19 protein-coding genes are annotated in these 21,325 nt (G+C 65.1%); 13 read left to right on the forward strand and 6 right to left on the reverse strand.

Annotated elements, in window-relative coordinates; genetic code table 11:
- Nucleotides 1-4 precede the first annotated feature (4 nt).
- From ACFC25_RS05505 to ACFC25_RS05520, 4 genes are all read left to right on the forward strand, one after another.
- A complete protein-coding gene (locus ACFC25_RS05505) occupies nucleotides 5-901 on the forward strand; it encodes a carbohydrate ABC transporter permease (RefSeq protein WP_337345547.1) in 897 nt (298 codons plus the stop codon).
- 95 nt (nucleotides 902-996) lie between these two features.
- Nucleotides 997-3,018 (forward strand): pectinesterase family protein, encoded by a 2,022-nt coding sequence (locus ACFC25_RS05510; RefSeq protein ID WP_376044400.1) that lies wholly within the window; start codon nucleotides 997-999, stop codon nucleotides 3,016-3,018.
- A complete protein-coding gene (locus ACFC25_RS05515; RefSeq protein WP_376044401.1) occupies nucleotides 2,987-4,492 on the forward strand; it encodes a pectate lyase in 1,506 nt (501 codons plus the stop codon). Before ACFC25_RS05510 ends, ACFC25_RS05515 begins: the two co-directional genes overlap by 32 nt.
- 83 nt (nucleotides 4,493-4,575) lie before the next feature.
- Nucleotides 4,576-4,788, forward strand: coding sequence for a dodecin (locus ACFC25_RS05520; RefSeq protein ID WP_066287620.1), 213 nt, complete (start codon nucleotides 4,576-4,578; stop codon nucleotides 4,786-4,788).
- Between the two features lie 85 nt (nucleotides 4,789-4,873).
- Here the strand turns inward: ACFC25_RS05520 and ACFC25_RS05525 are convergent, their stop codons facing one another.
- Together ACFC25_RS05525 and ACFC25_RS05530 are read right to left on the reverse strand one after the other, a co-directional pair.
- Complete coding sequence (locus ACFC25_RS05525) at nucleotides 4,874-5,092, reverse strand: hypothetical protein (RefSeq protein ID WP_376044402.1); 219 nt, start codon at nucleotides 5,090-5,092, stop codon at nucleotides 4,874-4,876.
- A gap of 139 nt (nucleotides 5,093-5,231) precedes the next feature.
- A complete protein-coding gene (locus ACFC25_RS05530) occupies nucleotides 5,232-6,161 on the reverse strand; it encodes a helix-turn-helix domain-containing protein (protein WP_376044403.1) in 930 nt (309 codons plus the stop codon).
- A gap of 183 nt (nucleotides 6,162-6,344) precedes the next feature.
- On the opposite strand from ACFC25_RS05530, the gene ACFC25_RS05535 reads away from it, so the two are divergent.
- The 6 genes from ACFC25_RS05535 (at nucleotide 6,345) to ACFC25_RS05560 (ending at nucleotide 11,186) form a co-directional block, all read left to right on the forward strand.
- A complete protein-coding gene (locus ACFC25_RS05535) occupies nucleotides 6,345-7,166 on the forward strand; it encodes an aldo/keto reductase (protein ID WP_376044404.1) in 822 nt (273 codons plus the stop codon).
- 26 nt (nucleotides 7,167-7,192) lie between these two features.
- Nucleotides 7,193-8,164 carry an aldo/keto reductase gene (locus tag ACFC25_RS05540; protein WP_376044405.1) on the forward strand — a complete coding sequence of 324 codons (972 nt, stop codon included), beginning with the start codon at nucleotides 7,193-7,195 and terminating at the stop codon, nucleotides 8,162-8,164.
- On the forward strand, nucleotides 8,158-9,189 hold the full coding sequence (locus ACFC25_RS05545; RefSeq protein WP_376044406.1) for an NAD-dependent epimerase/dehydratase family protein: 1,032 nt from the start codon (nucleotides 8,158-8,160) through the stop codon (nucleotides 9,187-9,189). The genes ACFC25_RS05540 and ACFC25_RS05545 overlap by 7 nt, the downstream gene beginning before the upstream one ends.
- 173 nt (nucleotides 9,190-9,362) lie before the next feature.
- On the forward strand, nucleotides 9,363-10,196 hold the full coding sequence (locus tag ACFC25_RS05550) for an aldo/keto reductase (RefSeq protein ID WP_376044407.1): 834 nt from the start codon (nucleotides 9,363-9,365) through the stop codon (nucleotides 10,194-10,196).
- A gap of 133 nt (nucleotides 10,197-10,329) precedes the next feature.
- Nucleotides 10,330-10,596, forward strand: a complete 267-nt coding sequence (locus tag ACFC25_RS05555; protein WP_337345538.1) for a GlsB/YeaQ/YmgE family stress response membrane protein — start codon at nucleotides 10,330-10,332, stop codon at nucleotides 10,594-10,596.
- A 110-nt stretch (nucleotides 10,597-10,706) separates the two neighbouring features.
- Nucleotides 10,707-11,186 (forward strand): hypothetical protein, encoded by a 480-nt coding sequence (locus tag ACFC25_RS05560; protein WP_337345537.1) that lies wholly within the window; start codon nucleotides 10,707-10,709, stop codon nucleotides 11,184-11,186.
- A gap of 152 nt (nucleotides 11,187-11,338) precedes the next feature.
- Here the strand turns inward: ACFC25_RS05560 and ACFC25_RS05565 are convergent, their stop codons facing one another.
- Complete coding sequence (locus tag ACFC25_RS05565) at nucleotides 11,339-11,986, reverse strand: DM13 domain-containing protein (RefSeq protein ID WP_376044408.1); 648 nt, start codon at nucleotides 11,984-11,986, stop codon at nucleotides 11,339-11,341.
- A 91-nt stretch (nucleotides 11,987-12,077) separates the two neighbouring features.
- Between ACFC25_RS05565 and ACFC25_RS05570 the strand changes: the two genes are divergently transcribed.
- On the forward strand, nucleotides 12,078-12,287 hold the full coding sequence (locus tag ACFC25_RS05570; RefSeq protein ID WP_376044409.1) for a hypothetical protein: 210 nt from the start codon (nucleotides 12,078-12,080) through the stop codon (nucleotides 12,285-12,287).
- Between the two features lie 261 nt (nucleotides 12,288-12,548).
- On the opposite strand, the gene ACFC25_RS05575 is transcribed toward ACFC25_RS05570, so the two are convergent.
- A complete protein-coding gene (locus tag ACFC25_RS05575; RefSeq protein WP_376044410.1) occupies nucleotides 12,549-13,397 on the reverse strand; it encodes a putative protein N(5)-glutamine methyltransferase in 849 nt (282 codons plus the stop codon).
- Between the two features lie 195 nt (nucleotides 13,398-13,592).
- On the opposite strand from ACFC25_RS05575, the gene ACFC25_RS05580 reads away from it, so the two are divergent.
- Complete coding sequence (locus ACFC25_RS05580; protein WP_376044411.1) at nucleotides 13,593-14,639, forward strand: lactonase family protein; 1,047 nt, start codon at nucleotides 13,593-13,595, stop codon at nucleotides 14,637-14,639.
- A gap of 284 nt (nucleotides 14,640-14,923) precedes the next feature.
- A complete protein-coding gene (locus ACFC25_RS05585; RefSeq protein WP_376044546.1) occupies nucleotides 14,924-17,914 on the forward strand; it encodes an alpha-amylase family glycosyl hydrolase in 2,991 nt (996 codons plus the stop codon).
- 30 nt (nucleotides 17,915-17,944) lie between these two features.
- Here ACFC25_RS05585 and ACFC25_RS05590 read toward each other — a convergent pair whose 3' ends face one another.
- Both ACFC25_RS05590 and malQ read right to left on the reverse strand, forming a co-directional pair.
- Nucleotides 17,945-18,853, reverse strand: coding sequence for an SDR family oxidoreductase (locus tag ACFC25_RS05590; protein ID WP_376044412.1), 909 nt, complete (start codon nucleotides 18,851-18,853; stop codon nucleotides 17,945-17,947).
- Nucleotides 18,850-21,108, reverse strand: a complete 2,259-nt coding sequence (malQ, locus tag ACFC25_RS05595; RefSeq protein WP_376044413.1) for a 4-alpha-glucanotransferase — start codon at nucleotides 21,106-21,108, stop codon at nucleotides 18,850-18,852. The genes ACFC25_RS05590 and malQ overlap by 4 nt, the downstream gene beginning before the upstream one ends.
- Between the last annotated feature and the right edge of the window lie 217 nt (nucleotides 21,109-21,325).

Consider the following 21,325-nt stretch of genomic DNA (forward strand, 5'->3'; position numbering starts at 1 on the left):
CGCAATGGCTCTCCTCGAATTACCCACCAAAAACAAGCAAAAGAAGGACGCGGCCCCGGAAGACGCCCTGACCGGCACCCCCGGCACCCGCTTCTCCCGCCACCTGATCCTGTGCCTGGTAGGCCTGGTGATGCTGTACCCGCTGCTGTGGCTGATCTCCAGTTCGTTCAAGCCCAGCAACGACATCTTCCGCCAGCTCGGACTGTGGCCCGAAAACTGGGACTTCAGCAACTATGAACAGGGCTGGACGGCATTGAACCAGCCCTTCCACGTCTACCTGGTCAACTCCCTGATCGTGGTGGTGTTCTCCATCATTGGAAATATCTTCTCCTGCGCCCTGGCTGCCTACGCCTTCGCACGGATGGAGTTCACCGGACGCAAGCTCTTCTTTGCCCTGATGCTGGGAACCCTGATGCTGCCCGGCCACGTCCTCCTGGTGCCGCAGTACATCATCTTCTCCCAGCTCGGCTGGCTGGATACGTACTTGCCGCTGATCGTGCCGAACTTCATGGCCACTAACGCGTTCTTCATCTTCCTGATGGTCCAGTTCATGAAGGCACTGCCCAAAGAGCTCGACGACGCCGCCCAGATCGACGGCTGCGGCCCCTTCCGCACTTTCCTGCGGGTCATCATGCCGCTGTGCGTGCCGGCCATGGCCACCACCGCGATCTTCACCTTCATATCCACCTGGAACGAGTTCTTCGGGCCGCTGCTCTACATCCAGAACCAGGACCTCTACACGGTGCCGCTGGCGCTGAGGGCCTTCATGGACTCGGAAGGCCAGAGCATGTGGGGCCCCATGTTCGCCATGTCCGTGGTGTCCATCGCCCCCATCATCGGCTTCTTCATCGCCGGCCAGAAGTACCTCATCAACGGCATCGCCACCACCGGGCTGAAGTAAGGCCCACAACGCTTCTCCGCGCGCATCACTGACTGAACAACCCTTACCGAAGTCCGGGCTGGAGGCTGCCCGGAAACAAAACAAAGGAGTTTTGCATGAGTTTGCGACGTCTCTTAGGCGCGGCCACCGCCGTCGTTATGCTGGGGAGCCTCACGGCACTTCCGGCCGCCCACGCCGGACCGGCCGAGGCGCGGCCGGGACCCCAGGCCGGAACCACGGCCAGCCCGATTTCTCCGGCCGAAGGAACCCCGGAAGCGATGTGGAAGCAGACCCCTGACGGCTTTGCTTCGCTCCCGGGCTATGGGCTGGCGGGAACCACCGGTGGCCAGTCCGGCCGTATCGTCACCGCCTCCACCGTCCAGGAACTCAAGGACTACGCGGCCGCCAGCGAACCGCTGGTGATCTTCATCCGCGGCACCCTCAGGGCCACGGACTACCTCAAGATTCCCGTCGCCGCCAACAAAAGCTTCATTGGGGTGGGCGCCGGAGCCGAAGTGGTGAACGCCGGCTTCAAGCTCATCAACGTCTCCAACGTGATCTTCCGGAACTTCACGGTCCGGGACGCCTACATTCCGGGCGACTGGGACGGCAAGAGCCCGGAGAACGACCGCGACGGAATCCAATTGGACACCACGCACCACGTCTGGGTTGACCACATGAAGTTCGAGCGCATGGGCGACGGCCTGATCGACACGCGCAAGGACTCCGACCTCATCACGTACTCCTGGAATGTCTTCGCGGACAACAACAAGGCCCTGGGCGTGGGCTGGACCGCCAACGCCGTGACCCGGATGACCATCCACCACAACTGGATCCGCAACACCACCCAACGCAACTTCAGCCTGGACAACACCGCGGCAGCTCACGTCTACAACAACTTCCTCCAGGACATCGGCCAGTACGGCATGATGGGCCGCAACGCAGCCAAGGTGGTCCTCGAAGGCAACAGCTTCACGGCCGTGCAGGATCCGGTAGTCGCCAAGGATCCCGCCACCGAAGTGGTGAACCGGGACAACGTCTTCAACGGCACGCGCGGCCGCAAGGACAACGTGGGTGCAGCCTTTGATCCCACCCAGTTCTACGCCTACCAGAAGGACGACGCCGCGCGCGTCCCGAAGATCGTTGCGGCCGGGGCAGGGCCGCTGGAGGAAAGCGCCCCGAACAGCACTACGGAGATCACGGTTGCGCTGGACGGAACCGGTGACTTCGGCAGCCTGCAGGCGGCGATCGGGTCCGTCCCCAGCGGCAGCACCCTGCCCCGCACCATCACAGTGAAACCCGGCACTTACCGGGAATCGGTGAATGTCTGGGCAGACCGTCCGAACCTCACCATCCAGGGCGCCACCGCCAACCCGGCCGACGTCGTCGTCACCTACGATCTCCCGGCCAACGGCGTGAAGTTCTTCGGTGGCACGTGGGGCGCCGGCGGCAGCGCCACGCTCAACGTCCTCGCCGAGGGCACAACGGTCCGGAACCTCACCGTTGAGAACGCCTACGACGAGGCCACCAACGGAGGAAGCCAGGCGCTTGCCGTCCGCAGCGTGGCGGACCGCGTCACCTTTGACGGCACCCGCTTCCTGGGTAACCAGGACACCTACCTCGCCGACACCACCGGCCGCGACGCCACCGCCCGTACGTACCTGAAGAACTGCTACATCGAAGGCGACGTCGACTTCATCTATGGACGGGGCACTGCCGTCCTGGACGGCTGCACCATCCACTCCCTTGACCGCGGCAGCGCCACCAACAACGGCTACATCGTTGCCCCCAGCACCAAGGACTCCAACCCCTACGGCATCCTGATCGTAGACAGCACCCTCACCTCCGACGCTGCTCCCGGAACCGTCAGCCTGGGCCGTCCCTGGTTTGCCAGCAGCGATCCGAACGCCCACCCGATGGCCGTGATCCGCGATTCGGTCCTCGGCAGCCACATCGCCGTCCAGGGCTGGTCCGACATGAGCGGCCATTCCTGGACAGAGGGACGGTTCGCCGAATTCAACAACAGCGGACCAGGCGCCTACGTCAACGAGTTCCATCCCCAGCTCACGCCGGAGGATGCCCTCAAGTTCACCAAGGAAGCCTTCCTTGCTGACTGGACCCCGGCTGGACGTGGCTGAGATGGCTGAAGCACAAGAGCTGAATATCCGACGACGTACCCTCCTCGCGGCGGGACTGACGGCAGGCACCCTGATGGCGTCCGGACTGCTCAGCCCGTCAGCGACGGCGGCGGACACCGGCGGGGTGGGTCCCGCCGTCGGCCCTGACGGTTTCGCCGAAGCCGGCCTGCCGGTCAACCACGCGCTCGGCGGCGGGGCCTGGTCCGATGCACCGCAGGGCTTCGCCGGAATCGCAGCGCACGGCCGCGCCGGCACCACCGGCGGGGCGGGTGGCAGGCTGGTCCGCGCCAACACCCCGGACCAGCTCCGGGCCTTCGCCAAGAGCGCTGAGCCGCTGGTGGTGATCCTGCACGGCGAGCTGGCGTTCCCGCAATACGAGAAGCTGACGGTCACGGCCAACAAGTCCTTCCTCGGAGCCGGTGAAGGAGCGGCCGTGGTGAACGCCGGTTTCAAGCTCATCAGCGTCTCCAATGTGGTGTTCCGGAACTTCACTGTCCGGGACTCCTATATTCCTGGCGATTTCGTAGGGAAACGCCCGGACAACGACAGGGACGGGATCCAGATGGACACCTGTAGCCACGTCTGGGTTGACCACATGTTTTTCACCCGCCTGGGCGACGGCCTGGTGGATATCCGCAAGGACTGCGACAACATCACGCTGTCCTGGAACGTCTTCGCGGACCACAACAAGGCCTTGGGGGAAGGCTGGACGCAGAACGTGGTCACCCGGCTGACGCTGCACCACAACTGGATCCGAAATACCCACCAACGCAACGCCAGCCTGGACAACACCGCGGCGTCCCACGTTTACAACAACTACCTGGAAGACATCTCCAGCTACGGAATGCTGGGACGGAACGCCGCCCTGCTGGTGGTGGAGGGCAACTACTTCCGGGATGTCCGGAATCCGCTTCACCACCAGGGCCCGGGCGGTGAGCTGGTGGCCCGGGACAATATCTTTGATGGGTGCACCGGTAACACTGGCAGCCAGCGCGGCGTTGCGTTCGATCCGGCTGCAGCATACGCCTACGAGCTCACGCCCACGACGGCGGTTCCCGCGTTGGTGCGCGCCTTTGGCGGACCCTTGGGCGGGACGGAACCCGCAGCAACGAAGGTCATCACGGTGGCCCTCGACGGCACTGGAGACTTTGCCAGCATCCGGGGTGCCGTGGGGGCGATCCCACCCAACAACCCGGGTCCCGTCACGGTGCTGCTCCAGCCCGGCACGTACCATGAGCCCGCGGTGATCTGGGGTGACCGGCGCAACGTCACGCTGGCCGGGGCCACGGGAAATGCCGCGGATGTGGTCCTGACCCACAGCGAAGGCGTCACCCTGGTGGTGGCAGCGGATGGTTCGACGGTGCGGGACCTGACCGTCACCTCCGACACCCCGCAGGACGGCAACGTCCTCCACGCGACCGGAAGGAATGTCACCCTCGCCAACGTGACTGTTCTCAACGGAACATCCGGCTAGGGTCTGGTCAACGTTCTTGAAGTCCTACTAGGCTTCGAGAACGGCCCGCAACCGGGAGTCGAAGGCGATCACGAGGAGCGAAGTTGTCCAACCACACGTACAGCATTTCTGAAATTGTCGGCACGTCAACCCAAGGCGTGGACGACGCCGTCCGGAACGGTATCGCCAAGGCGTCCCAGACCCTCCGCAACCTCGACTGGTTCGAGGTGAAGGAAATCCGCGGTCACCTCGAAGAGGGCAAGATCGCTGACTGGCAGGTCACCATCAAGCTCGGTTTCCGGCTGGAAGAACACTAAGTTCGATCCACACTGGCTCGCAGTTAACGTCGCTGGAATGCACTTTGAAGACGTTAACTGCGAGTCAGTTGGGCTTTAACGGGAGCTAATTCGACGAGACCACGCCCATGGTGCGCCGCCGCCATACGGTGGGCACGCCGTCGAACGCGGGGAATACATGGCCTTCAAAGAAGGAAAGGACCGTGTGCGGGTCAGCTTCGGGGCTCCAGAGTCCGGAAGCCGGGCAGTGTGAGCCTGTGCTGGCTGCCCGGCCGTTGCTGGCGGCAGTGGCCTGGCGTTCCTTGAGCAGTGCGATGCGTTTCATCGTTGAGACCATCCTTGGTGGAGAAAAAGCTTGCTACTCCAGCCTAGGAACGCGGCAATCTGTTCCCAATGGGCTCCTGGCCAGAATCCAGTGCCGGGGCTGGCCAAAAGTACAGCCGCCAGCGGAAGCGCAGTGCCCGTTACTCCCGGCTGTCGTGGACCGCGGGCGGCTCTTCGGCAGCAACCGTCCGCTGAGGCGCTGGCGCTGCGGCGGCGCCCGCGGGTGAATCCGCACCGGCATCCGCGCTCAGGCTCAGCAGCGCCAGGGCGTCCGACGACGGCGTCCCGGGCTTGGCGGAATAGACCCGCAGCATCTGGTCGGGATCGTCCGGGAGGGTCAGGTTTTCAAAATTCAGTTCCAGGTCTCCGACGCCGGGATGATGGAGCCGGACGATGCCCGCGGACCGTGTGGCGACACGGTGCCCTGCCCACCATTGGCGGAAATGCTCGCTGTGGACGGCAAGCTCGCCCACCAGCTGGTTGGCCTGGGCATCGTTGGGGTGCCGCCCCACGTCCACGCGCAGCGCACCGGCTGCTTCAGCCGCCACCGATTTCCAGTCACGAAAGAGCTCCCGGGCACCGGGATCGAGGATCAGCCAGCGCGTGAGGTTTCGCTCGTGCGCCGGAAGGGCCGGGAAATCCGTGAAGAGCAGGAAGGCCATCCGGTTACCGGCAAGGACGTCGGTCCGGCGGCCCAGCACCATCGCCGGGACGTCGCCCACCGCCTCGAGGAGCTGGCGGAGTGCCGGACGTACTGCCTGTGCCGGTCCTGGGGAACGCGTGCTGGCGGCGCAGTTTTCCAGGAGGTCCATCATGTGCGCGTGTTCGCCAGCGTCCAGCCGGAGGGCGCGGGCCACGGAATCAAGTACGGTCCGTGACGGGTGGATGTTCCTCCCCTGCTCCAGGCGGATGTAGTAGTCCGTACTGACGCCGGCAAGCCTCGCCACCTCCTCGCGGCGGAGGCCAGGAACGCGGCGCGCGCCGGTGGAACCTTCTGCCCCTGCATCTTCCGGGCTCAGCCGGGACCGCATGGCTTTCAGGAATTTTCCGAACTCGGCGCTCTGACCCATGCACCCTATTCTGCACGGCCCCGGCAGGCACTTTCTACAACGAAGGTAGGACTGCCAGTCCTAGGAAAAACAGGGACAGGGTCAAGGGCTGACTATCAGGGGAAAAGTGCATAGGCTCAGGGGAGAGCCTTTCCGAAAGCGTTTTCTCATTTCCAGTTCGTGTTCATCAGCAAAGGAACCACCATGTCAGAGCTGAAACTTAACAACGGCGTCACCATCCCCCAGCTGGGCTTCGGTGTCTTCCAGGTTCCCCCGGAAGACACCCAGCGGATCGTCGAGGACGCGCTGGCGGCAGGCTACCGGCACATCGACACAGCAGCGGCCTACCGGAACGAGGCTGGAGTCGGCGCGGCCATCGCGGCCTCCGGCATCCCCCGCGAGGAACTGTTCATCACCACCAAGCTGCGCAACGGCGAACAGGGCCGCGCCCAGGAAGCCTTCCAGCTCAGCCGCAAGGCACTGGGGCTGGACTATGTTGACCTGTACCTCATCCACTGGCCGGTCCCGTCGCAGGGGCTTTACGTCCAGGCGTGGAAGGAGATGGAGCGGCTGTACGAGAACAAGCAGATCCGCGCCATCGGGGTTTCCAACTTCCTCTCCGAGCATCTGGACACCCTGCTGGAAGCCGCGGAAACCGTTCCTGCCGTCAACCAGATCGAGGTGCACCCCAGCTACCAGCAGGCCGAACTGGCCGCCAAATGCCGCTCGCTGGGAATCGCCGTGGAGGCCTACAGCCCGCTGGGGCAAGGCGGTGACCTGAACGGGAACGCCGTCACCGCCGTCGCGCAGGCCCACAACGCCAGTCCCGCGCAAGTGATCCTGGCCTGGCACCTCGCCGCCGGCACCATCGTCATCCCCAAGTCCGCTGATCCGACGCGGCTCCGCGAAAACTTCGCGGCCACGTCCCTCAAACTCAGCGACGACGAACTCGCCTCCATCACGGCACTGGAGTCCGGTGCGCGCATCGGTTCCGATCCCGCCGTCGCCGCCTTCACCCAACTCTAATCCCCCACACGCCAAAGGACCCCACAATGCAGTACACCCACCTTGGCCGCTCCGGCCTGAAGGTTTCCCGCCTCTGCCTGGGCACCATGAACTTCGGACCCCAGACCGAGGAAGCCGACGCGCACTCCATCATGGACTCGGCGCTGGACTCCGGCATCAACTTCTTCGACACCGCCAATGTCTACGGCGGCACAGGGCACCGCGGCTGGACCGAAGAGATCATCGGCCGTTGGTTCGCGCAGGGCGGCGAGCGCCGTGAACGGACCGTCCTGGCCACCAAGCTCTACGGCACCATGACGGACCGCCCCAACGAGTCCAAGCTCTCGGCGCTGAACATCCGGCGGGCGCTGGATGCGAGCCTGAAGCGCCTGCAGACGGACTACATCGACGTTTACCAGTTCCACCACATCGACCGGGACACGCCGTGGGACGAGATCTGGCAGGCTATTGAGGTTGCCGTCCAGCAAGGCAAGATCCTGTACTCCGGCAGCAGCAACTTCGCCGGCTGGCACATCGCCCAGGCACAGGAAGCTGCCCGCCGCCGAAACTACACAGGCCTGGTAAGCGAGCAGTCCATCTACAACCTCTTCCGCCGCGAGGTGGAGCTCGAGGTCATTCCGGCCGCGCAGCAGTACGGACTGGGCCTTATCCCATGGTCACCGTTGCAGGGTGGCCTCCTGGGCGGTGTCCTGAAGAAGCAGGAACAGGGGGTCCGCCGCGCCGAGGGCCGGGCACTGGAAACCCTGAAGAAACACCAGGACCAGATCCAGCAGTACGAGGACTTTGCCGATGACCTGGGCCACGCCCCCGGCGACATTGCCCTTGCCTGGCTGCTGCACCAGCCTGCCGTCACCGCCCCGATCGTTGGGCCGCGCACGCAGGAACAGCTCGACGCCGCCATCCGGGCTTTGGAGGTCACGCTCGACTCCGACGCCCTCAAACGGCTCGATGGCATCTTCCCGGGGCACCGCACCGCCCCGGAAGACTACGCGTGGTGACCCCACTCGTACAGGAAGCCGACACTGTGGCGCCGAGGAGCATCCTCTTCATTGGCGGTACAGGAGTCATCAGCGCGGCGGCGGCAGAACGCGCCGTCGCGCTGGGGCACCGGCTGACCATCCTCAACCGCGGCCGCCAGACGGGCCGGCCGGTGCCGAACGGCGCCGAGGTCCTGCACGCGGACGTGCGTGACGCGTCAGCCGTTCGGGACGTGCTGGGCGGACGGGAGTTCGACGCCGTCGCGGACTTTATTGCCTTCACCCCGGACCAGGCGCGGGCCAGCATGGAACTGTTTCGCGGCCGGACCGGACAGTATGTGTTTATCAGCTCGGCGTCGGCGTACCAGAAGCCGCCCACCCGGCTGCCTATCCTGGAGTCCACTCCGCTGAAAAACCCGTTCTGGCAGTATTCGCGCGACAAGATCGCGTGCGAGGACCTCTTGTACGAGGCTTACCGCTCAGAGGACTTCCCGCTGACGGTGGTGCGGCCATCCCACACGTACGACCGCACCAAGATCGCCATGGTAGGCGGCTGGACGGACGTGCACCGGATGCGCGCCGGGCTGCCGGTGATGGTGCACGGAGACGGTACGTCACTGTGGACCCTCACCCACAGCCGCGACTTCGCCAAGGCCTTCGTGGGGCTGCTGGGCCGGCCCCAGGCCGTGGGCGAGAGCTACACCATCACTTCTGACGAATACCTGCCGTGGAACCAGATCTACGGACTGTTCGCCCGGGCGGCCGGTGTGGCCGAGCCTGAGCTGGTCCACGTGGCCTCGGAAACCATCGCCGCCCACAGCGCCGAGCTGGGGGCGAACCTGCTGGGCGACCGGTCCCATTCCGTGGTTTTCGACAACACGAAGATCAAGTCCTTGGTCCCGGACTACGCCGCCACGATTCCGTTCGCGGATGGAGCTCGGGAGATTGTGGCCTGGTATGACGCGCACCCTGAGCTGCAGGCCGTTGACCAGCAGTTCATGGACCTGAGTGACCGGCTAACCGGCTGGGCCCGCGCCTCGGGGTGAGCGTGAGTCGGTGCGTCGCACGCAACTTCTCCCCGCGGTACGGTCATTTCCCCTCGAATCGCGTGGGGGATTAGACCGCGGGGCGGGGAGAAGTCACGGGGCACGTCCTGGCGCCGGAAATATTCTCCGGGCATTCAAGGGCTAGGAAGGCCAAAGCAAGAGAGACTGTTGAAATGACACTTTCACCGCTCATCAAGCTCAATGACGGTTACAGCATCCCGCAGCTGGGGCTCAGCACCTGGCCCCTGGACGACGACCAGGTGGCTGCCGCCGTCGTCAGCGCCGTGGAAGCCGGGTACCGGCACATCGACACCGCCGTGAAATACGGCAACGAGGAAGGCGTGGGCAACGGTATCCGGGCCAGCGGGGTGGATCGAAGCGAAATCTTCGTCACCACCAAGCTGGACGGCCAGTTCCAAGGGCAGGACAGGGCCGTTGAAGGACTGGAGGGCTCCCTGCGGCGGATGAAGCTGGACTACGTGGATCTGCTGCTGATCCACTGGCCACTTCCTGCACGTGATGAGTACATTTCCACCTGGAAGACGTTCGAACGGCTGCAGGCTGAGGGAAAAGCCCGGTCCATCGGGGTCTCGAACTTCAAGCCCGCCCACTTGGAACGGCTGTTCGCCGAGACGGACGTTGTACCTGCGGTGAACCAGATCCAGCTCAGCCCGGCAATCACCCGCGTGGCCGAGCGGGAATTCCACGCCAGGCACGGGATTGTCACGGAATCCTACAGCCCGCTGGGCGGTTCCGGGGCTAGCCTCCTGGACGCCCCGTTACTCTCCCAACTGGGCGAAAAGTACGACAAAACACCCGGGCAGCTGGTGTTGCGATGGCACATTCAGAACGGACTTGTGGTCATTCCAAAATCGGGCGATCCGGGGCGGATGAGGGAGAACCTGGACGTGTTTGATTTCGCCTTGGATCCGCAGGATCTAGCGGAAATGAGCATCTTGGACGAGGGTCCTGGCGCGGGAAATGATTCGGACGTATCGGGGCACTAAAGGCCACCTGAACAGCCCTTTCCCGAGCAGCGGGGTTGGCAAATCGATAGTAAGCATGATTACTATTGGGGCAGAAGGGTTAAGCGTCCCCGGGATCCGGGTACCTCCTTTATGAAGGAAGAGGAACGACAAAATGGGTTTTTTGGCATTTCTGATTCTCGGCCTTATTGCTGGTGCGATCGCTAAGGCGATCCTCCCGGGCAAGCAGGGTGGCGGCATTTTCATCACCTTGCTCCTGGGCGTCGTAGGAGCATTCCTCGGCGGCTGGCTGGGCGGCATGATTTTCGGCACCGGCCTGCAGGAGTTCTTCTCGCTGCAGACCTGGCTGCTGGCCATCGGCGGAGCGGTCATCGTGCTGCTCGTCTACGGCATGATCACCAAGCGCAGCGTCCGTAGCTAGCTGCGGGCACCAGCCAGGAAACCGGCCTGGGGAGAACCTCCCCGGGCCGGTTTTCTTTCCCCCGGCCACTGGACCGGATTGAAAACCTTCTCACGGAGCAGGAGTTCATCATGAAAAACAAACTTCTTTTGGGTGTTGGAATCGCCGCAGGCTACGTCCTGGGATCGCGGTCCGGCCGGGCGGCCTATGACAAGCTGAAGGCCCGCGCTGCGGCACTTTGGGACAGCAAGCCCGTCCAGGACAAGGTCGCGGCTGCCACGGAAGCCATCAAGGAAAAGGCTCCGGAAGTGGCAGACCAGCTGGGTGAAGCCGCCCGCCGCGCGGGCACGGTCATCGGGTCAGCCATGCATCACGACACAGCGTCCGGTAACGGCAAGGAAAAGGCGTCCGACGCCGGCACCTCCCCAGCTGCCTCAGGCGCCGCCGACCACGTCCCGGCTCACAGCACGCACCCGGAAACCGTGAACCTGGGCACGTCCGATGTTGATTCGGACCCTGCCCTGAACGACTCGACGGGCCAGGACTGGTCTGACGAAGGCGGCGCAACCCCCGCGGGTGCGGCCACCAACGTGGATCCCAAGCGGGACTGATCCCGGGCTTCCGAACGAAAGGTTACGCCCGCGCCTGCTCCTGGCAGCATGCGCAGGCAGGACCTGTGCTAAAACTGATTGACCTTGCTGGCCGTCGCGATCCTTGGGGGACGCGGCGGCCGGCGGCGTTTAGCGGCCTGGCGCCATCGGGTTCAGGTGACCAGCTCCGCAGCCCCGAATGAGACGCTGAACTGGACACACCACAGGTCAACTGCCGGGTACTTCGACAGGTCCACTTCAGCGGGAATCTGGTACACCTGATTGCCTTGGTTTCCTTTAATAAGGCCGAGGTCGTAATAGTCGGCCGAGCCGGCAGTAAACCACCCTGCGGTCCCCTCCACCACGTGCGCTGCGCTAAGCCAGACGTGCACATCCGGACCGTTGGACGTATCCAGGTTTTCCAGCGTCAGCACCCGTGCACCATCCGCCTGCTGGATGATCCGGACAGTTCCCGTGGTCGTGTGCTCATGGCTGATCAGAGTACCTATGGCAAGCTGCACGGGGCCTGCCGAAGTGGGTGTCGGCGTCGGGGTGGCTGTTGAAGCGGTGCCTGGCGTGGATGTTAGCGGCGTAGGCGGGGTTGGTTCAGCTTGGGCCGGAGCGCTGGCCACGATGGGGAGCTGTTCGTCCACCCTCACATCCACAAAGAGCAGCCACGGCTTGAACACCACAAGCCCAATCACCAGTCCTACTGCGGCAACGACCGCTGCGATGGTCCACGTGCGGCGTCGGGATGGGCTCCCGGTACCGCTCATTGGCTCCCGGGTCCCGTGCTTACCAGGCTCGATTTTTCCGCTCATGCATTCATCGTCCGCGCATCCGCAGCCCCGTGCAACGGAGTGGCCGCGCGACCGCCGGGGAACATTTAGTGAAGACTCGCCAAAGGGCTGAATGAGTGCTGTGAAAATCTATGCCACAGACGGCTTCCGCGACGTGCTGGTGTGGGCCTTGGCTGGTCTGCGCGGCACCGGTCAGCGCGGCTACCAAATAGCCATCCTTGTCAGCCTGGCCGCACTGGTGATGAACGTTGGGATCCTTCTGGCATCCTTGTCCGTCGGGACGGTTGTACCCGAGCCAGGCCCGGCAGTGAAAATTAGCTAGCGACTCACGGATACGGCGGCCGGCCAAGGGGCCTGGCCGGCCACCGACTTTGCCGGGCCGGTCCCGACGCAGTCACACACCCGGCACCTCAGGGGGGCTGATATTGCGGGCGTGCCATCCGGGGCTGCACTCCCCACAACGACGCTAAGAGCGAATAGGACCATTAGGTGGCCCGTTTGCCAGATATGAGTGGGGCCGCCACAAAATTGTGAGCCATCCCGCCTTATCCGTGAGGACGGAACGGCTCAGCACGCCCAATACCTAGAGCGGCTGCCTGGCACAAGCGGCCAGGGCGGTGCCGATGACTACCGTGCCGTCGAGTTCCTCCGCATGGACAGTCCGCGCTGCAAACCCCGCAGCAGCCATGATCCCGGCAGTCCCCGCCGCCTGGGGCTCGCTCGTTTCAATCAGGAGGCGGCCCTCCGGCGCCAGCCACTGCGCAGCCTCCAATATCACCCGTCGGTGGAGGTCCAATCCGTCGGCGCCGCCGTCGAGTGAGACGCGCGGCTCGTACTCCCGGGCTTCGGGTGGCATAGTCCGGAGCGCGCCCGTGGGAACATATGGAGCGTTTACGGCCAAGAGCTGCACGCGTCCGTGGAGCGTGGAAGGGAGCGCTGCGTACAGGTCGCCCTGGTGGATCAGCCCGCCTACCCTCGCGACGTTCCGGCGGCCGCACCGCACGGCGACCGCATCAATGTCCGCGGCGTGCAGTTCCACACCGGGGACCTGGGAGGCAATCGCGACGCCGACAGCCCCGGACCCGCAGCACAGATCGACCACAACTCCGGGCCAAGAGGCTGCCGGTGGCGTGGGGCTTTCCCGCAGGATGGCCACCGCCTCCGAAACAAGCAGCCCAGTGCGCCGGCGTGGCACAAAAACGCCCGGCTCAACGGCTATCCGAAGTCCGCAAAACTCGGCCCAGCCCAGGATGTATTCCAACGGCGATCCGGTAACGCGCCGATCCACCCACTCGGATAGTTCAGCGGGCCCGGACGCTTCGGACAGGAGCAGAAGCGCCTCATCTTCAGCGAAAACACAGCCGGCGGCGCGCAGCCGGGGCACAATAGTGGCGAAGGTCAGAAGGTCAGAATGTAGTTCAGGAGCTGGCATGGGAACGCCTTTCGGTGAGCCGATGGGCACTCCGCGCGTCATCTAAACCTGGCGGTCCGGACGGCAGGGTGAGGGAGTACCCGAAACTGATGAAGCGGGAATCGGACTCACCTCCTTCTGCCTGGACTGGAAATTCCATGCTAACCGACGTCCCAATCCCGCTGCACGAGCCAAAATCTTGGCAGGATGGAACCCATGACTTCCTCGAAGCAGCAGACCCTGATCTGGACCGGCACCTACACCGCCGACGGCGGCGGCCGGGCAGAGGGCATCGGCGCCCTCGCTGCCCACCCGGACGGGACGCTCGAATGGAAGGGGACGGCGGTCAAGGCCGATTCGCCGTCGTTCATTGCCGTGCACCCCACGTTGCCGGTGGTCTACGCCGTTGCCGAGCAGCGCCGGATGGTGCAGGCCTTCCGCCGTAGCGGAGAGTTCGGCCTGGAACCCTTCGGTGATCCGCAGCCTGCCGGGGAATCCACGTGCCACGTCGCAGTGGACCCACTGGGCCGCTTCCTCATCGCCGCATGCTGGGGCGACGGCCAGGTGCTGCTCTACGAACTGGATCACGACGGCGGGATGACCGGGCGGTTTCCGGCCGCGCCTTCGGTCGATCCCCATGGCAGCCTCACGCCGGGGCAACCCCGTCAGAGCCGCGCCCATGCCAGCCTGATCTTGGCCGATGGACGCGTCATGACCACGGACCTGGGACATGACAGCCTGCGCATCTGGCGGTACGAGCCCGGCGCCGGGCTGATCGCGGACCACGAGGTGGCCCTCCCCTTCGGCAGCGGCCCCCGCCACTTGGTGCAGCACCGCAGTGGAAGCGTCTTTGTGGTGTCTGAGTACTCCATCGAAGTCTTTGTGGTCAAGGCAGACGCCGGGACGTTTGAGCTGATCAACCGCGGTCCGGCAACCGCCGGCGGAAGCAGGGCGGAGGACTCTGCGGCAGAAATCTGCCTCGACCAGGACGGAAATCACGCTTATGTGGGCGTGCGCGGCTCCAACGTGATCGGCGTCCTGCGGGTCGGGTCGGACGGCACCGATCTGTCGCCGGTCAAGGACGTGGCCAGCGGCGGAAACTGGCCGCGGCACCACCTGGTCCGGGGACGCTGGCTGCATGTGGCCCACGAGCGGTCAGACAACATCGCCACGTTCGCCCTGGACCCTGCCACAGGGCTTCCCGGTCCCCTGATCCACAACCTGCAGACCCCGTCGCCCACCGCGTTGGTGCCTTCAAACTAGACCAAAAGGGCATTCGCTAAACACTGGATTTATTCAGTGCAAGCGCTTACAGTTGTGACTTGGTTCACAGCCCGACTCCTGGCTGTCGGACCACCACCCTGTTATTGCGCCCCGCGCGAGCAGGGCCCTGCACAGCAACGCCGCTACCAGGAAGGTCTCCTGACGTGAATTCCCGCACCCCCAGAGGCTCCACCCCACGCCTCAAACCAGCCAGCCGAACCCGCAGTACTCCCCACGGCAAAACGCTCCCGCGCACCACACCTTTCCGTGCTGCAGCCGGCCTTCTGGCCGCGGCCGTCGCCGTCGCAAGTGCGGTGCTCCCTGCCAACGCCGCGCCCGGTCCCAAAAATCCGGAGTCGTCGTCGGCCCGTCACTCACTACGCGCGCCGGTGACGGACGAAAACTTCTACTTCGTGATGGCCGACCGTTTCAGTAACGGGGATACGGCCAATGACGACGGCGGCCTGGGCACCGACCCCATGGTGTCCGGTTTCGACCCCACCAAGAAGGGCTTCTACAACGGCGGGGACCTGGCCGGCCTGCTGGACAAGATCGACTACATCCAAGGCCTGGGCACCACTTCCATCTGGCTGACCCCCAGCTTCAAGAACAAAGCAGTCCAGCCCGAGGACAAATCGGCCGGCTACCACGGCTACTGGGTCACCGACTTCACCCAGATCGATCCCCACCTGGGCACCAATGAAGAACTGCAGGCGCTGATCGACGAGGCGCACTCCCGGGGCATGAAAGTGTACTTCGACATCATCACCAACCACACGGCGGATGTCATCGGCTACGAGGACGGCGCCCGGCGCCCCTACGTCTCCAAAGACACTGAACCGTACAAGACGGCGGCGGGCACGGAATTCGACGACCGCGACTTCGCGGGCTCGGACGACTTCCCGGAACTCAGTGCAGGCACGTCGTTTCCCTATGTTCCCGTGCTGGACCCCGCGGAAGAAAACCTGAAAGTCCCAAACTGGCTGAACGATCCCACGCTGTACCACAACCGCGGAGACACCACCTTCGTGGGCGAAGACTCCTACTACGGCGACTTCTTCGGCCTGGACGACCTCTTCACCGAGCATCCGGCTGTGGTGGACGGCATGGAAGATATCTACAAGACCTGGATCGGCGACTTCGGGGTGGACGGCTTCCGGATCGACACCATGAAGCACGTCAACAACGAATTCTGGCAGGAATTCGGCCCGGAAGTCCTCAACTACGCCAAGGCACAGGGCAAGGACGAGTTCTTTATGTTCGGCGAAGTCTTTGACACCACCAAGAGCTTTACCTCCCAGTTCACCACCCGCAACGAGATGCAGGCCGTGCTGGACTTCCCCTTCCAGGACGCCGCCAGGAACTTCGCGTCCAAGAGCCAGGACACGCGCGCCCTGGAGACCTTCTTCGCAGGCGATGACTGGTACACGGACGCCGATTCCAACGTCTACCAACTGCCCACCTTCCTGGGCAACCACGACATGGGCCGCATTGGCAGCTTCATCGCCGCGGACAACCCCGGAGCAACCGACACGGAGCAGGTAGCCCGCGACCAACTGGCCCACGAGCTGATGTACTTCTCCCGCGGCAACCCGGTCATCTACTACGGCGACGAGCAGGGCTTCACCGGCCCGGGCGGGGACCAGGACGCCCGGCAGACGCTCTTTGCCAGCCAGGTTCCGGAGTACCTCGACGATGACCTGTTGGGCACCAACGCCACCCATGCGACCGACAACTTCAACACCGGCCACCCGCTCTATTCCAAGATCGGCCAGCTCGCGGCCCTGACCAAGGAACACCCGGCCCTGCGCGACGGCGCCCACCAGCACCGGTTGGCCTCGGACGGGCCCGGAATCTACGCCTTCTCCCGGACGGATGCGGAAGACCAGCGCGAATACGTGGTGGCCCTGAACAACAGCGAGCAGCCGCAGACGGCGGACGTCCCCACCTACATCGGCAAGCGCAACTACACGAAGATCTACGGTGACGGCACCGCCGAGGTGAAAACCTCCGCGGACGGGAAGCTGACGGTCACTGTCCCGCCACTCTCCGCCGTGGTCTACCAGTCCTCGGGCCGCCTTCCGCACTCCAAGGCAGCCCCCGCCGTCGAACTCCAGGAACCTGCCGCGGCACCCGCTGACAACGGCCGGATCAAGGTAACGGCCGACGTCGGCGGTACTTCGTTCTATGAGGTCACCTTCGAGGCGAAAACGGCGGGCGGCGACTGGGCCCCGATCGGCACGGATGACACGGCTCCCTACCAGGTGTTCCATGACGTAGCTGCCCTGGATGCCGGGACCCCGCTTGAGTACCGTGCCACCGTGCTGGACAACGGCGGCCACTCGGCCACCAGCCAGTCCCGCACGGCCGCGGTTCCTGCTCCGATCCTGGCTATGCAGAAGCCCGTTGAAGGCAGCAGCGTGGAGGGTTCCGTGGAACTCAGCGCCACAGCCGATCCGGAAAAAGCCAGCCATGTGGTGTCCTTCGAGCGCAGCGTGTCCGGCGGCGACTGGACAGCTGTGGGCTCAGACGACTCATCACCTGTCTATTCAGTGACGGACGATGTTTCGAAGCTGGAAGACGGCACCCAGGTGCAGTACCGCGCCAGCATGACCGGGCCTGGTTTCAGTGTGGTCAGCGAACCGCGTTCCGTGGTGGTGGGTGAGGCCCCGCAGCCTGACTCGGTGACTGTTGCCGGGAACCTGAACCTGCAGATGGGCTGCGGCGAGTGGGATCCTGCCTGCCCGCAGGCCATGATGACCTTGGACCCGGCGGACAAAATCTGGCGGCTGACGGTTGACCTGCCAGCTGGCAAGTACGAGTACAAGGCCGCGCTCAATGGTAACTGGGACGTGAACTACGGCGCTGGCGGCGTCCTCAACGGAGCCAACATTGTGCTGGACCACCCCGGTGGGCCGGTAACGTTCCGCTACGACAACAGCACCCACATCCTCACCGCCGTCTACGCCTCACAACAGCCGGGCGCGGTGGCCATCGCGGGCAGCCTGGACACCGAACTCGGGTGCGCCGCCGACTGGGATCCTGCCTGCGACCAGGCCCAGTTGACGCTGGACCCGGCAACGCTGGTGTGGAAGCTGTCCGTGCCGGCCCTGCCGGCCGGTACATATGAGTTCAAGGCGGCGCTGGACCGTGACTGGGGCGTGAATTACGGGGCCGGCGGGGTGCCCAACGGCGGCAATATCTCCTACACGCACGACGGCGGCCCGGTCACCTTCCGGTACGACCACTTCACCCACCTGCTCGCCGCGAGCTAGGCGGGTCACGGGTCTGGCTTTGTCACGGGCCTAGGGGCGTACTTTTTGCCCCAGGCCCGTGACAAACCGCCGGATGGCGAGTTCGGCAGTGGGCGGCTCGCCGAAGAACTGCCGCTGAAGGGTGGTGTCCGCGACGTAACGGCCGGTCTGGAACCACGAGATCATGGCCGACAGGTCCTTGACCATGGGGCTGACCGGCCCCAGCAGGGTCCCCGCCGCCCGGACTACCCCCGCGGGGACGGAGCGGACCGTGAGGGCTTTGCCGGTGAGCCGCCCGGCGATGTCGGCAACGTCCTGCATCCCCACCGGCCTGTCCCAGCCGATGTCGATACGCCGGCCGTCCAGGTCCGGAAGGTCGACCGCCTCCGCAAGATAGCCGGCGAGATCGGACGTGAGCACAAAGGTCAGCGGGACCTGGGGAGACCCCATCCACCTCAGCCGGCCCTTGCTGAAGGGGTCGCCGCCGAACCGCGTGACCTGGTCCAGGAACGCGCCGGGCCGGAGCGCCACAAACGGCACACCCAGTGCCTCCAGCCGGTCTTCCGTCAGCTTCTTGTGCCAGAAGTGTGGAACCTGCGGGGTCTGGTCGCAAGTGAGGATGCTGGTGAGCACGAAGCGCCGGACGCCCGTGCGGCTGGCGGCCTCCACCAGGTTGGTGTTGCCAACGGTGTCGGTTTTGGGGGTGTCGCCCTTGCGGTGCCGGGTGTAGCCCGCGGCCGAGGTGATCACAGCGTGGGCGCCCTCCATCGCCCGCAGCAACGACCACGCGTCCAGCATGTCGCCCCGGGCGATCTCCACTCCGGCGGCTTCGAGCCGGGAGGCGTCCGATCCGGGACGCACCAGCGCCCGCACCGGCTTGCCGCGTTTGAGCAGCTCCGAGACAACCTGGCTCCCCAGCATGCCGGTACCACCCACTACAAGGACTGGTCCACCAGTCATGAGAGGGCCTCCGAGACAGCAGCCAGCAAGGCGTTGAACCGCGGGTTGGCGGGAAGGTCGTCGATGAACACCGGTTTTCCGTCCGGACCGCCCAGCGGGACCTGCCAGTTCGGGTACAGGGCTTCAGTGGTACCGGGCTGGTTCTGCACGCGCCGCTCCCCTACTGCGTCCACGAGGGCAACGCCGAGCAGGACCGACGGCGACTGGGCCAGCAGGCGGTGCAGCGCCTCGATGGTGCGCTCCTCGGAGCCGTGGCCGCCCACTCCGCTGCCCGCTTCGCCGGCGCCGCCCCCTGCCCTTTCAGTACCTTCCGGCAGCAGTCCGCGTTCACGCAGCAGGCCCATCATCTTTTCCAGCGTGGCCGTGTGGTCGGCCAGTTCCTCAGCCTCGGAGCGTTCGAGCAGGCCCAGCCTGCTCCGCAGCGCCACATGGTGGCCAGCCAGATAGCCGGCAGTGGGCGGCAGGTCGTGGGTGTTGACGCTGGCGAGGGCCTGCGTGCGGTACCTTTCCGGCGGCAGGGGGGAGTCGCCGTCGTTCTCAAACCACAGGATGGACGTGCCAAGGATGCCGCGGGCGGCAAGGTAGTCACGCACCCACGGCTCAAACGTCCCGAGGTCCTCGCCGATCACCACGGCCCCGGCGCGCTGGGCTTCCAGGGCGAGGATGCCGATCAGTGCGTTGTGGTCGTACGTGACGTAGGCGCCGTCACGCGGCGAGTTGCCGGCCGGGACCCACCACAGCCGGAAAAGGCCCAGCACGTGGTCCACACGGATGCCGCCCGCGTGCCGAAGCACCGTAGTAAGCATGTCCCGGAAGGGTGCGTAGCCGGCCTCCGCCAGCCGTCCGGGATGCCACGGCGGCTGGTTCCAGTCCTGCCCCAGCTGGTTGTACATGTCCGGCGGCGCACCCACGCTGATCCCGGGCGCCAGGACACCGCGCAGCGTCCAGGCGTCTGCGCTGCTCAGGTCGACGCCGACGGCGAGGTCGTGGACCACGCCCAGCCGCATCCCGGCCCGGCGTGCCGCCTGTTGCGCGTTCTCCAGCTGTTCATCGCAGATCCATTGCAGCCAGCGATGGAAGCCGATCCGGTCGGCCAGCTTTTCCCTCAGTGCCTCGGCTTCCGGGGATCCCAGCGCGCAGTCCGGGTCGGTCCAGAGGGGGTCGTCCGGCGCCAGGTCCTCCCGGATGGCGGACCAGAGCGCGAAGTCGTCCAGGCCCTGGCCGGAGATCCGGCAGAATTCCTCGAACGCCGCCTGCCGCGCTGGTGCGCGCCGGGCATGGTAAAGCAGCTCCAGGGCCTGGAGTTTGGCAGCGTACACGGCGTTTCGATCAAGCCGCTCAGCGTCCCTGTTCAAGCCGTGGACCTGCTCCTGAAGCCGGTCCACCGTGGCGCGCTTTCGCGGTTTCAGGTAGGCAAGCTCGGGGATATCCTCCACCCGGATGTAGAGCGGATTGAAGAACCGGCGCGTGGACGGAGAGTACGGCGAAGGTTGGACCGGCGGGACCGGCTCTGCGGCATGCAACGGATTGACCAGCACATAGTCCGCTCCGCGAGCACCGCTGAGCGTGGCCAGATCGGCCAAATCCGCGAAGTCGCCGATCCCCCAAGATCGTTTGGAGCGCACTGAATACAGCTGAGTCGCCAGGCCCCAGCCACGCCGCTCAAGCAAGGGCTCGGCTGTGGTGAGCCGCGCCGGAACCACCACCAGCGCACCCTGGGCCGTAACGCCGTCGGACTCTGCATGCAGCGTGTGCCAGCCCAGCGGCAGCCCTTCCGGCACTGCGAACGTTGCGCGCCCCGTGGGCACACCGTCCACCTCCCGCGGAGGCACCCAGATGTCCTGTTGGACGGCGTCCACTGGCTCGCCCGTTCCAGTCTCCAACTCCACATGCAGGCGGGCAGTGGCTCCGTCCCGGACGTGGACGGCAACCTGCGCGGCTTCACCCTGTTGAACCACGACGGCGGGCGGCAGCATCCGGCGCCATGGCGCCAATTCCGCCTCCGCCAGTGCTGCCTCAATCAGTTCGTCTGAATGCGCCGGCACCCCCAGCGCCGCCAGGACCTTGATCAGGGTCTCGGGCGCGACGCTGTGCGGCAGTCCGTCCCAGCCGTGGAACGACGTCCCTACGCCGTGTGCGTCCGCGAGCCGCTGCAAGAGGTGCTGATCCACCGGCCCGGGACCAGCCGCCTCACCGCCGCCGGGGGGACCCGGCGTTCCGGAGAATTGCGCGTACTGCTGGTCTGGAGCCTTCATGGATGTCCGCCTCGCCTGGTGTAATGGGCCCGAACTTACATTGATTCCTGCCACACGGGAGCCGAACAGCCCCCGCGCAAAACTGTTGGTTCCGATTATTGCAGGGGCTGCCGCCGAGTGCTCCAACGCCGCTTCGAACCGTTGACTTGTCTGGTGGACATCCCCTACCGTTCCTGACACTGACAACGTTGTCTATTAACTAGGCACGCGCGATGAA

Origin of the sequence: Pseudarthrobacter sp. NPDC055928, assembly GCF_042270935.1 — a bacterium.
Lineage (GTDB): Bacteria > Actinomycetota > Actinomycetes > Actinomycetales > Micrococcaceae > Arthrobacter.